Annotated in this window: 10 protein-coding genes and 1 tRNA gene; 9 read left to right on the forward strand and 2 right to left on the reverse strand. The window is 56.6% G+C overall.

The features are described from left to right. Nucleotides 1–38: 38 nt before the first annotated feature. The 8 genes from I6L74_RS12490 to I6L74_RS12525 all read left to right on the forward strand — a co-directional run bounded on the left by I6L74_RS12490 (nt 39) and on the right by I6L74_RS12525 (nt 8274). Nucleotides 39–115: transfer RNA gene (locus I6L74_RS12490), tRNA-Asp, on the forward strand. Between the two features lie 383 nt (nt 116–498). Then, entirely contained in the window at nt 499–1218 is a 720-nt protein-coding gene (locus I6L74_RS12495) for a FadR/GntR family transcriptional regulator (protein WP_059177813.1), read from the forward strand. Next, a complete protein-coding gene (locus I6L74_RS12500) occupies nt 1215–2228 on the forward strand; it encodes an ABC transporter ATP-binding protein (protein WP_059177814.1) in 1014 nt (337 codons plus the stop codon). The genes I6L74_RS12495 and I6L74_RS12500 overlap by 4 nt, the downstream gene beginning before the upstream one ends. Then, a complete protein-coding gene (locus I6L74_RS12505) occupies nt 2225–3307 on the forward strand; it encodes an ABC transporter ATP-binding protein (RefSeq protein ID WP_059177815.1) in 1083 nt (360 codons plus the stop codon). Before I6L74_RS12500 ends, I6L74_RS12505 begins: the two co-directional genes overlap by 4 nt. A gap of 2 nt (nt 3308–3309) precedes the next feature. Beyond that, nucleotides 3310–4824, forward strand: coding sequence for an ABC transporter substrate-binding protein (locus I6L74_RS12510; protein ID WP_072241749.1), 1515 nt, complete (start codon nt 3310–3312; stop codon nt 4822–4824). A gap of 19 nt (nt 4825–4843) precedes the next feature. Beyond that, nucleotides 4844–5785: an ABC transporter permease gene (locus I6L74_RS12515; protein ID WP_012016161.1), complete on the forward strand. Its 942-nt coding sequence runs from the start codon at nt 4844–4846 to the stop codon at nt 5783–5785. 2 nt (nt 5786–5787) lie between these two features. After that, the gene (locus I6L74_RS12520) at nt 5788–6663 is read left to right on the forward strand and encodes an ABC transporter permease (protein WP_012016162.1); all 876 of its coding nucleotides are present in this window, start codon (nt 5788–5790) and stop codon (nt 6661–6663) included. A 9-nt stretch (nt 6664–6672) separates the two neighbouring features. Continuing rightward, nucleotides 6673–8274: a gamma-glutamyltransferase family protein gene (locus I6L74_RS12525; RefSeq protein WP_059177816.1), complete on the forward strand. Its 1602-nt coding sequence runs from the start codon at nt 6673–6675 to the stop codon at nt 8272–8274. Between the two features lie 399 nt (nt 8275–8673). Here the strand turns inward: I6L74_RS12525 and I6L74_RS12530 are convergent, their stop codons facing one another. After that, nucleotides 8674–9444 (reverse strand): amidohydrolase, encoded by a 771-nt coding sequence (locus I6L74_RS12530; protein WP_059177817.1) that lies wholly within the window; start codon nt 9442–9444, stop codon nt 8674–8676. A 108-nt stretch (nt 9445–9552) separates the two neighbouring features. Then, nucleotides 9553–11997, reverse strand: a complete 2445-nt coding sequence (gene fadE, locus I6L74_RS12535) for an acyl-CoA dehydrogenase FadE (protein WP_059177818.1) — start codon at nt 11995–11997, stop codon at nt 9553–9555. Between the two features lie 363 nt (nt 11998–12360). Here fadE and lpcA point away from each other — a divergent pair, with 363 nt between their 5' ends. Then, on the forward strand, nt 12361–12939 hold the full coding sequence (gene lpcA / locus I6L74_RS12540; protein WP_059177819.1) for a D-sedoheptulose 7-phosphate isomerase: 579 nt from the start codon (nt 12361–12363) through the stop codon (nt 12937–12939). Nucleotides 12940–13019 lie beyond the last annotated feature (80 nt).

Below are 13019 nucleotides of genomic sequence, written 5' to 3' on the forward strand. Positions count from 1 at the left end.
AAACCGTAATATTCGCCTCGTTCCCAAGGGAACAATGCGGAGCGGTAGTTCAGTCGGTTAGAATACCTGCCTGTCACGCAGGGGGTCGCGGGTTCGAGTCCCGTCCGTTCCGCCACATTAGAAAGCCTGAATCAGAAATGATTCAGGCTTTCGTCATTTCAGCCCCAGCTCATCTCTTATCCCTCTTCTCTTTTTTGTTAACCAAAAGTTAATGTAAATGGTGCAATTAATTAACAATTGTGCGATTTCAGTGCGCCATTTGCACCTTTTTTGTGCATTTTAGTGTGCCAACTCATTTACAAACATGACTTTTTGTAACTGCTTTGTAAAAAATAATCCTCCGATAATCATTAGCTTACTCACTGTTTTCCAGAAAGTTCCTGAACCAATCATTTATTGGTTCGTTAATTGCTTAATCATATGGGCGATAAGTACATATCTATATCAATAACTTATCGTTCATAACGATAAAGCAATGATGAAAGCAGGCGAACCATTATGGAAAAAGCGTCACGGTTTCTGGCAAATTCCAGCACTGCGCTTGAGCAGTTGCGCGGTCTCATCCATCAGCACGAGTCAACACCAGGCATTCCGCTGCCCACAGAACGTGAATTGGCGGAAACACTCAGCGTAGGGCGACGTGAAATTCGTCGTGCGCTGGACGTGCTGGAAGAAGAGGGGCGCATCTGGCGCAAGCAGGGCAAAGGGACCTTTATTGGCCCGGCTGCACCTGTTGAACCGCTGGCACTTCAGGGTTTAGTGCAACAAACCAATTTGCTGGAAGTCATGGAAGCCCGTCTGCAGCTCGAACCGGGCCTGGCCCGGCTTGCGGCACTGCGTGCCACCAGGGAAAACCTCGCGCTCATGCAGCGCATGCTGGAACGCATCAATAAGGTCAGCCCGGATGACCGCGATCTTAACGAGCTGTGGGACAGCGCATTTCACCGCGCCATCGCTGAGGCCGCCGGAAATCGCCTGATGCTGGGACTGTTCGACGCTATTGACGCCGTTCGCCGCGATCCCGGCTGGCAGCATTTACGCGAACTTGCCCGAACGCCTGAACGCGTCGACAGCTACAACGATCATCACGACAAAATCATGACGGCGATCATCAACCGCCAGCCCAATGAAGCCGCTGCCGCCATGCGCGAACACTTGCTCAGCCTGCAAACCGCCCTGATTCAGGCCATCAACCTTGAGGATGATTCCCTGTTATGACGACGATCCCTTTTAAGGAGGCCGCGCCCGTCCTTCGCCTGCACAATCTCAACGTGAAATTTGCCGGCTCGCCGGTCAGCGTGCTCGACGGCATTTCTTTGACCGTCAAATCGGGTGAAACCCTGGCGCTGGTGGGCGAATCCGGGTGCGGAAAAAGCATCACCTCTCTGGCGCTGATGGGGCTACTGCCAGCCAGCGCGCAAATCGTGAGTGGAGAAATGCAGTTCCGCCGTCACGATCTGCGCAAGCTTTCCGCCCGCGAATACGCCGATTTGCGTGGGAACGAACTGGCGATGATTTTCCAGGAACCCATGACCTCGCTGAATCCCGCCTTCACTCTGGGCGATCAGCTCAGCGAAGCGGTTATCCGCCATCAGAAAATGTCCCCTTCGGACGCCATGGCAGTGGCGCTGCAAATTCTGGAAAAAGTGCAAATCCCTGCGCCAGAAATGCGTCTGAAATCGTATCCCCATCAGCTTTCGGGGGGGATGCGCCAGCGGGTGATGATTGCGATGGCGCTTATTAATCATCCGCGTCTGCTCATCGCCGACGAACCGACAACCGCACTGGACGTCACCATTCAGGCGCAAATTTTGAGCCTGCTGAACACCCTGAAAGCGGAAACCGGCACAGCGGTACTGATGATCACTCACGATCTGGGCGTCGTCGCAGAAGTCGCGCAGCAGGTAGCGGTGATGTACGCCGGACAGGTGGTGGAGCAGGGCAGCGTCGAGGCGATATTTGCCGATCCGCAGCACCCTTACACCATTGGTTTGATGGGATCGATTCCTTCGCTCGGTGCGCGTAAAGGCCAGCTTTCAACGATCCCGGGGGCTGTACCTTTACCCGAATTTATGCCGAAAGGCTGTCGTTTTGCGACTCGCTGCCCGTTCGCGCAAACCCGTTGTCACGAAGAAAAACCTGTGCTGAACACCCTGGGCGCGGGGCATCAGGTTGCCTGTTTCCGCGTCCCCCTTGAGCAACATATCGCGCTGGGAGAAATCGCATGACCGTACCCATTCTTGAAGCTCGCGATCTGAGCAAACGCTTTCCCGGTCCTAAAAAACTCTTCGCCCCGGCAAAATTTGTGACGGCGGTCGACAGAGTTTCGCTCTCGGTAATGCCGGGTGAAACGCTGGCTATCGTCGGTGAGTCCGGCTCTGGCAAGTCCACCCTTGGGCGCTTGCTCCTGCGTTTACTCGCGGCCAGCGAAGGGCGTGTTTTTTATCAGGGCGAAGAGATCACTCAGGCTTCAGGTTCGCGTCTGAACCTGCTGCGCCGTGAGTTGCAAATCATCTTTCAGGATCCGTTTGCCTCGCTGAATCCACGCATGACGGTGGAGCAAATCGTCGGTGAGCCGCTGTGGTTGCATCAGAACATGAAAAAAGCCGACCGCCAGTATCGCGTGGCGGAACTGCTCAAAACCGTTGGACTACCCGCCGCCTGGGCCGGGCGTTATCCACATGAGTTTTCTGGCGGTCAGCGCCAGCGCATCGGCATTGCGCGTGCGCTGGCATCAGGGCCAAAGCTGTTGCTCGGCGATGAGCCGGTGTCGGCGCTGGATGTTTCCGTACAGGCGCAGGTTGTGAATCTACTGGAAAGCCTGAAGCATCAGTTGGGCCTGACGATGGTTATTGTGGCGCACGGTCTGGCGGTGATCCGCCATATGAGCGACCGCGTGGCGGTAATGTACCTCGGGCAAATCGTTGAGCTGGCGACCGTCGATGAAATTTTTGACGCACCGCTACACCCTTATACCCAGGCGCTGATTGCCTCCGCGCCGCAAATGCAGCCGGGTGCGCAGCGCACTACGCCGTTATTGCAGGGCGATTTGCCGAACCCGGCAAACCCGCCAACCGGATGTCGATTCCACACCCGCTGTCCTTACGTCACGGATGAATGCCGCCAGGTAGAACCTATCGATCAGGTTCTGGAAGGTGGACGTCAGGTCGCCTGTCATCGCTGGCAGGAGATCAATCGCGATCGCAGTGTTATCCAGATAGCACCGCCATCCGCAGCCTTTTTGCGCCGCCGCGCGCTGTTCGAACATGCGGCAACTCACTCGTCTCTTCCAGCAAGGAACTCATGATAATGACAATGCGTAATTCTCTTTTGACCGTACTGGGAAGTGTAATGTTGCTTGGTGCGGCCGTTCCCGCACACGCAGAAAGCGTGCTGCGAATCGGCCTCGGCGCTGACCCGGATATGCTCGATCCACATCTGGCGCGCACCTACTATGGCCGTTTCGTGTTCGCCTCCCTGTGCGACAGGCTGGTGGACGTGGATGAAAATCTGAAAGTGGTGCCGGGCCTGGCGAAAGACTGGTCATGGAGCGATGACAACAAAACGCTGACCATGAATTTGCGGGAGGGCGTGACCTTCCACGATGGCGAAAAGTTTGATGCTGAAGCCGCGAAATATAACCTCGACCGCGCGTTAACGCTGAAAGGCTCGCTGCGTAAAAGCGAAATTTCATCTATTGAATCCGTCGAAGTCAAAAGCCCAACCCAGATTGCGATTCACCTGAAAACGCCTGACGCCGCGCTGCTGATGCAGTTAACCGACCGTGCAGGGGCGATGATGGCGCCAGAAGCGGCGGCGAAGCCCGATTTTGCCGCGCATCCCGTATGTTCCGGGCCCTACAAATTCGACAGCCGCGTCTCGCAGGATCGCATCGTTCTGAGCCGTTTCGACAATTACTGGAATAAAGACGCGTATCACTTCGACAAAATCATCTATCTGCCGATCCCGGATGCCTCTGTGCGTCTGGCGAACTTGCGCGCGGGGGATCTGGATCTGACCGAAGGCGTGGCGGCAAGCGACGTGAAAACGGTTGAAGCGGACAGCAAGCTTCTGCTTTCGAAAGTTACCGGGCTGGGATATCAGGGCATCACGTTCAATATCAACAACGGTAAAGTCCCGGCGAACGATCCGTTCAAAGACGCGCGCGTACGTGAAGCGTTCTCGCTGGCGATTGACCGCGACGCGCTGAATCAGGTGGTGTTTGAAGGGCTGTATACCCCGGCAAACCAGGCGTTCTCACCGGTCAGCCCCTACCACGTCAACGTGCCTGTTCCGGCACGCGACGTTGAAAAATCCAAAACACTGCTGAAAGCTGCAGGCATTAATGCCCCGCTGAACGTCAATCTGCTGGTGCCGAATAACCCAACTTCACAGCAGGTAGGCCAGGTTTTACAGGCGATGGTGGCGGAAGCGGGCTTTAATCTGAATCTGCAAATGACCGAATTCGCTACGCTGCTGGATCGTCAGCAAAGCGGCGATTACCAGCTGAGTTTCTCCGGCTGGTCCGGTCGCCCGGATCCTGACGGCAGCATCTACGGCTTTATTAACAGCAAAGGCAATCTCAACGACGGTCGTTACAGCAATGCGCAGGTGGACGAATGGTTGACCCAGGCTCGCCTGAATACCGACCCTGCGGCGCGTCAGCCGTTATACGACAAGGTGGTTAAGCAGCTGCAAACGGATATGCCCATCGCTTACCTCTATTTTGAGCCGCGTATTTTCGGTCTGAATAAAAGCGTGCAGGGCTTCAAACCGTATCCGGATGGCATCGTGCGTCTGGCGGGCTTAACGCTTGCGAAGTAACGAGGTGTGAGGAGAAACCATGCTGGAACTGATTTGTAAACGCCTGCTGCTGGCGATCCCAACGTTACTGCTGGTCAGCATGATGGTTTTCGGACTGCAAAAATTGCTGCCCGGCGATCCGCTCATCGCCATGGCAGGAGAAGAGCGTGACCCGGTGGTCATCGCTCAACTGCGCGCGGAACTGAACCTGGATGCGCCGCTGCCGGTGCAGTATTTCGACTGGCTGACGCGTGCGTTGCAGGGCGATCTTGGTGTCTCCTTACGCACCCATGAACCCGTAACGCAGCTGATCGCCAGCAAACTGCCGGTCACGATGGAGCTGTCATTGCTGGCGATGATCATCGCGCTGGTGTTTGGTATCGGCATGGGGATCCTCGCGGCGGTCAACAAAAATACCTGGGTCGATCACGGGGCCAACTTTGTGGCGATCTCCGGGATCTCGATACCGCACTTTTGGCTGGGGATCTTGCTGATCCTGGTGTTCTCGGTCAATTTGCAGTGGCTCCCCGCCTCAGGCTACGTGCCGTTCAGTGAGGATCCGCTGCAAAACCTGCGTACGCTGTTACTGCCCGCGTCCGTACTCGGAACCGGGCTTGCGGCAACGCTGATGCGTCACACGCGCGCGTCGATGATTGCGGTATTGAAAGCAGATTACATTCGTACGGCACGCGCTAAAGGGCTGCTGCCAAACGCGGTGATCCTCAAGCACGCCTTTCGTAATGCGCTGGTGCCAGTTATCACGCTCACCACGCTGCTGTTTGGCGAATTGCTGGGCGGAGCGGTGCTGACCGAGCAGGTCTTCACGATCCCCGGATTTGGCAAAATGATTGTCGATTCCGTGTTCAACCGTGACTACGCGGTGGTGCAGGGTGTGGTGCTGATCGTCGCAATAGGTTTCCTGCTGCTGAACCTGCTGGCTGACGTGCTTTACGTTCTCATCAACCCGAAAATGCGAGGCTAATCATGGCGGAAATGACCACTCAAACCGTTGCGCCCGTGCTGCCGCGCGCGCAAAACCGGGTGCTGAAGAAATTCCTCGCCAATAAAAGTGCGGTGATTGGTGCCGTCGTGGTCGGCATCTTTGTGCTGATTGCGCTGCTGGCACCGTGGCTCGCACCGTTCGACCCGGTCAAAGCCAACTTCCTTGCGGTACGTAAACCGCCGTCAGAACTGTTCTGGTTTGGCACCGACGAACTGGGGCGCGATATTCTCTCGCGTATTGTCTGGGGGGCGCGCACGTCGCTGATGGCGGGCTGTATGTCGGTTGTGATTGCCGTGGTGATCGGTGTGCCGTTGGGGCTGGTGGCCGGTTATTTCCAGGGGATCTGGGACGGCGTCATTTCGCGGTTTATCGAAGCGCTGCTGGCCTGTCCGTTCCTGATCATGGCGATCGCGCTGGGCGCATTTTTAGGTCCAAGCCTGACCAACGCGATGATCGCCATTGGTTTATCAGCGATGCCGATCTTTGCGCGGCTGACGCGTGGTCAGGTGATCGCCATTCGCAACGAAGAGTATATCGATGGGGCACGCGCGATTGGCCTGCCGGATCGCTGGATCATCATCAAATACGTGCTGCCAAACGTGATGTCACCGATTCTTGTGCAGGCTACGCTGGCGATTGCTTCCGCGATTATCGCCGAAGCCAGCCTCTCGTTCCTCGGCTTGGGTCAACAGCCGCCAAACCCGTCGTGGGGCTCAATGCTCAACACGGCAAAAGGGTTTTTGGAACAGTCCCCCTGGATGTCTATTTTTCCTGGCATCGCTATTTTCCTGGCGGTGCAGGGCTTTAATTTACTCGGCGACGGGCTGCGCGATGCGCTCGATCCGCGCCACGACTAAGGAGTCATGATGACCAAAGCGCTTGATTTTACGACCGGTTACGCGTCACGACGCCCTCCGATGATGGGGCACAATGCGGTCGCCACCTCTCAGCCGCTGGCGGCGCAGGCTGGGATGCGCATGCTGCAGCTCGGCGGCAATGCCGTTGACGCGGCGATTGCAACCGCCATGGCGCTCACCGTCGTTGAGCCGACCGGTAACGGAATTGGCAGCGATGCGTTTGCCATCGTCTGGGACGGTAAAAAACTGCACGGTTTGAACGCTTCAGGCCGTTCGCCCGCCAGCTGGCATGCGGATCTGTTTGCGGGCAAAACCGCCATGCCAGAGCTTGGCTGGGATGCCGTTACCGTACCCGGCGCGGTGTCTGGCTGGGTGGCGCTGGCGGAGCGTTTTGGCACGCTGCCGCTAACCACGCTGGCGCAACCGGCCATTGACTATGCGCGCAACGGTTTCCCGGTTTCACCGCTGATTGGTCATCTGTGGCAGCGCGGCTATAACAAACTGAAAGATCAGCCGGGCTTTAGCGCCTGTTTTGCCCCAGAAGGCCGCGCCCCGCGTATCGGCGAGATTTTCCGTAATCCGGCGCAGGCCAATTCCCTGGAGCTGATTGCCAAAACCAACGGTGAAGCGTTCTATCGTGGTGAGCTGGCGCAGAAAATTGCCGCCTTTGCCAAAGAGCATGGTGCGCATTTGACGGCTGAGGATCTGGCGAATCATCGCGTTGACTGGGTTGAACTGCTGTCGCGTGATTTCGCGGGCGGTTCGGTGCAAGAGCTACCGCCAAACGGCCAGGGCATCGCTACGCTGATTGCCCTCGGGATTCTGGAACAGTGCGGAATTGAGCGCCATCACCCGGATTCCGTGCAGTCGCTGCATCTGTCAATCGAAGCGATGAAGCTGGCGCTTGCCGATCTGGATCGTTATGTGGCCGACGAAGAGCACATGGAGTTCGCGGCGAAAGCGTTGTTGACCGATGAGTATCTGGCCTCGCGCGCGGCGCTCATTGACCACGATAAGGCGTCAGATTTCACCTACGGTGCGCCGACGCAAAGCGGGACGGTTTACCTTTCCGCGGCCGATTCGAGCGGTATGATGATCTCCTTTATTCAGTCGAACTTTATGGGCTTTGGCTCTGGCGTGGTTGTGCCGGATACCGGCATCAGCCTGCAAAACCGTGGCTGCGGTTTTGTTCTCGACCCAAAACACCCTAATGCGCTGGCGGGCGGCAAACGTCCGTTCCACACCATCATTCCGGGCTTTGCGATGGATGGAAACGGTCAGCCGCTGATGTCATTTGGCGTGATGGGCGGCCCGATGCAGGCGCAAGGGCATATGCAAATGGCGCTGCGCATTATGCTGCACGGGCAAAACCCGCAGGCGGCAATCGATGCGCCGCGCTGGCGCGTGGTGCAGGGCAGGGAAGTGATCGTCGAATCGACGTTTGATCGCAATACGATTGCGGCGCTGCGCGAGCGCGGGCATCAGATTGTGGTGGAAGATCCGCTGCAGGAATACAACTTCGGCGGTGCGCAGGTGATTTACCGCATGCCGGAAGGGCATTACGTTGCAGCAACCGAAAGTCGCAAAGACGGACAGGCGTTAGTGAGCTGATGCATTCCCGGTGTTAACGGGCGTATTGGGCCAGCTATACTGGCCCACTGACTCAGGAAAGGGGCGTTAGGTGACTTTGTTGTCGGTTCCGTTCACTTCACGTTCCATCCTTATCTTTCATCACTGAACACGTGAACGTGCCAGGGTGGCTCATTCGCCACCACCCTGGCGACCCCGGCTTCCGGCAAGAAAATCGCCGCTACGCGGTTCCCTCAGCTTATTCCTTCAGGCTTTCGGGTCGGGCGCGATCCTGCATCCATGCAGGTCACGCCCTCTCCGCGCTTCCCTGCGCGTCGCCCCGGCCCTACGGAAACGCTTCGGCGATTTACAGCCGGACAAGGTCATCGCTGCAACGCTCTTTGTTTCTTAAACTCTTCGTCGCATTAATGCTTCAAAAACTTAACCAATGATAAATGGATCGGCATCCTGCCACGCAGGAAACTTCTCCCGATACTCCTTCAGTGCAGTCAGCGACAGCTCGGCGTCAATACGCGTGGCTTGATGCGCCTCCGCCGTCGCTAGCACTTCTCCCTGAGGATTCACCACCCGGCTATCACCGCGGTAGTGATGTCCATTACCGTCCGTGCCGACGCGATTACAGCCGACCACGTACGCCTGGTTTTCGATCGCGCGCGCCACCAGCAGCGCCTGCCAGTGCAGCGAGCGTGGGGCAGGCCAGTTGGCCACGTACAGCGCCAGATCGTAATCGTTGCGATTGCGTGACCACACCGGGAAGCGCAGGTCGTAACACACCAGTGGCAAAATCCGCCAGCCGCGCCACTCAAATATCACCCGCTCATTGCCCGCTTCGTAATGATGATGCTCATCCGCCATGCGGAACAGATGGCGTTTGTCGTAAAAGTGCAGCGTGCCGTCCGGCTCGACCAGCAGGAAACGGTTTACGGGGCCGCGATCGGTTTGCAGCGCCGCGCTTCCGGCTACCAGGGCATTGGTTTGCTGAGCCTTGGTGTGCATCCAGGCGACCACGTCGTCCTGCGGCAGAGACTGTTTTGCCGCTTCCATGGCGAAGCCGGTCGTGAACATTTCTGGCAGAACAATCACATCGCGCCCGGAAATCTCTTCGAGCTGGCGATCAAAATGGCGCAGGTTGGCCGGGCCATCCATCCACACCAGGGGTTGTTGCAGTAGGGTAATCTTCAAACCAGGCACAATTCAGTCTCCTCGTCAGACAGCATTTTGACACTGTAGCACGGGGCAAAGAGAAAATGTGGCAATAAAAAACCCCGCACAGGGCGGGGTTGGTGGACGCTGACCGGGTTATGCCGCTTCAGGTTTGCGGACCTGCTCCGGCAGCTTTACCGGCCTGGTCGCCAGCTCGTCGTGTTCAAAATCATCGACGTTGATACTGCGCAGACGGCTCTCTTCGGCTTTAATCAGCACGGCGGCTTCGGTGTGATCGATAATTCCACCCGCCAGCGCCTGTTCTGCCAGTACATCCAGACGTGTAAACGGCAGGTTTTTACCCAGCTGTTTGCAGATTTTCTGGTGGATCGGATCGGCAGCCATCACGTCCAGCAGCGCCGCTTCCAGCAGTCCCACCGGATTGTGCTCGCTTGGCGTCAGGTACTGACCGCGACCTATACGGGAGCGAGTCGCGCTTGGGACCTGCAGGATCTTCGCCACTTTATGATCGAGCTTATCGGACGGTGCAAGGTAGTGCCGACCGGTCGGGAAGATCACCACGCGCAGCGCGCCGGCGACGAGTCGATTTGGGAAGTTAGCCAGCAGATCGTCAATCGCCTGTTCTGCTTTATACAGCGCATCCTGAACGCCCCAGTGGACCAGCGGCAGATCCGCTTCGTGACGGCCTTCGTCGTCGTAGCGTTTCAGCGTGGCAGACGCGAGGAACACCTGGCTTAACACATCGCCGAGACGGGCAGAGATACGCTCGCGACGTTTCAGGCTGCCGCCCAGGACGGCCATCGACACATCAGACAACAGCGCGAGGTTAGCACTCAGACGGTTCAGGTGCTGGTAATAACGTTTGGTTGCATCGCCGGTTGGCGTGGCGCTGGTCAAACCGCGCGTCAGGCCCAGCCAGAAGCTGCGTACTTTGTTGCTGCCCACGTGGCCAATATGCTTGAACAGCAGTTTATCGAAGGCGTTGACGTCATTATTCTGCGCCGCCGCCATCTCTTCCAGCACATACGGATGGCAGCGGATCGCGCCCTGACCAAAGATCATCATGCTGCGGGTCAGAATGTTTGCCCCCTCAACGGTGATGGCAATCGGTGCGCCCTGATATCCACGTGCAAGGAAGTTGCTCTCACCGAGCATAATGCCTTTGCCGCCCGCGATATCCATCGCATCAATAATTGACTGCTGTGCGCGGTGGGTACAGTGATACTTCACGATAGCCGACAGCACCGCCGGTTTTTCACCGAGCATGATGCCGTAAGTAATCAGCGAGGCAGCGGCGTCCATCACGTAGGCGTTACCCGCGATACGCGCCAGCGGCTCTTCGATACCTTCCATTTTGCCGATAGAAATTTTGAACTGGCGGCGAATGTGCGCGTAGGCGCCGATACCCATCGCCACTGACTTCAGGCTGCCTGTAGAGTTTGACGGCAAGGTGATGCCGCGTCCAACCGACAGACATTCCACCAGCATCCGCCAGCCCTGACCGGCCATGCTCGGACCCCCGATGATGTAATCAATCGGCACAAAGATGTCTTCGCCACGGGTTGGACCGTTCTGGAACGGGACGTTCAGCGGGAAGTGGCGGCGACCAATTTCAACGCCCGGCGTGGACGTTGGGATCAGCGCACAGGTAATGCCCAGATCTTCCTCATCGCCCAGCAGTTTGTCGGGGTCGGAAAGCTTAAAGGCCAGGCCCAGTACGGTCGCGATTGGCGCCAGGGTGATATAGCGTTTATTCCAGGTCAGGCGCATGCCCAGCACCTGCTGGCCCTGCCAGTCGCCCATACAGACCACGCCGGTATCCGGGATCGCACCGGCATCAGAACCGGCTTCCGGGCTGGTCAGCGCGAAGCATGGAATTTCCTGTCCACGTGCCAGACGCGGCAGATAGTGATCTTTTTGCTCTTCAGTGCCGTAGTGTTGCAGCAGTTCGCCCGGGCCTAGTGAGTTCGGTACGCCGACGGTGATCGCCAGAATTCCGGAGACACCCGCCAGTTTTTGCAGAACGCGAGCCTGAGCGTAAGCGGAGAATTCCAGACCGCCGTACTCTTTTTTAATGATCATCGCGAAGAAGCGATGTTCTTTAAGAAACGCCCACAGCTCCGGCGGCAGATCGGCCATTTCATGGGTTATCTGGAAGTCGTTCGCCATACGGCACGCTTCTTCAACCGGGCCGTCAATAAAGGCCACTTCTTCAGCCGTTAAACGCGGCTGCGGATAGTTGTGCAGTTTTTTCCAGTCAGGATTCCCCTGGAACAGGTCACCTTCCCACCAGGTTGTGCCCGCGTCGATCGCTTCTTTTTCGGTGCGCGACATCGGCGGCATCACTTTACGGAAGCCTTTAAACACGGGCGCGGAAATCATCGACTTACGCATCGCGGGTAAATTCAGCGGCAGCAGGATGATGGCCAGCGGCAGGACAAGCCAGATATTCCACAGGCCAGAAAGACCCAGCGCAGCGGTCCAGGCCAGTAAAATCAGGCTGCTCAGAAGTAAACTCACGCGGTGATAGAACAGCACACCGAGCAGAACAACAGTTGCGAGAATGCTCAAAATCATCATAAAGAAAAGCTCCCTGTCTTGTAGGAGGTCTGACCACTTGTGATGATATGGTTGTAGTGGATGTTATTTCTTTTAGCAATACGTTCACAAAATAATTACAACCTGGTTCACAATGTTCAGGGTGTGGCAGGCACGAATCATCAAAACGCCGGATGATTCGCATGGCTGTTTACCCTAAATAATTCGAGTCGCGGGAAGGCGGCAAGCCTGAGAATCCCCAGGCGCTTTCTTTAGTCAGTGACAGGGGTGAGCAGGCACAGCCAACGCACATGCAACTTCAAGTATGACGGGTATAGCTTCTCGCTTTTCGCGTGATCCGGTACACTCCGTAAGTTATTTCATCAATACTGAAGGATTATCCTCATGTACCAGGATCTTATTCGTAACGAACTGAACGAAGCAGCGGAAACGTTAGCTAACTTTCTGAAAGATGAAGCCAATATTCATGCGATTCAGCGTGCGGCAGTTCTGCTGGCAGACAGCTTCAAAGCGGGCGGCAAAGTGATCTCGTGCGGTAACGGCGGCTCTCACTGTGACGCGATGCACTTTGCGGAAGAGCTGACCGGTCGCTACCGTGAAAACCGTCCGGGCTATCCGGCGATTGCGATTTCTGACGTGAGCCACATCTCCTGCGTGGGTAACGACTTCGGTTATGACCATATCTTCTCTCGTTACGTTGAAGCGGTCGGTCGTGAAGGTGACGTTCTGCTGGGTATTTCCACTTCCGGTAACTCCGCAAACGTGATCAAAGCGATCGACGCGGCGCGTGAGAAGGGGATGAAAGTCATCACTCTGACCGGTAAAGATGGCGGGAAGATGGCAGGTTCTGCGGATATTGAAATTCGTGTGCCGCACTTCGGCTACGCTGACCGCGTTCAGGAGATTCATATCAAAGTGATTCATATCCTGATTCAGTTGATCGAAAAAGAGATGGTTAAGTAATTATACCCGTCATCGTTCACGCTGCAGATGCGTTGGCTGCACTCAGTAACCCCAGTCACATAGTTATCTATGCTCCTGGG

It is taken from the genome of Lelliottia amnigena (assembly GCF_019047465.1).
Classification (GTDB): Bacteria; Pseudomonadota; Gammaproteobacteria; order Enterobacterales; family Enterobacteriaceae; genus Enterobacter; species Enterobacter amnigenus.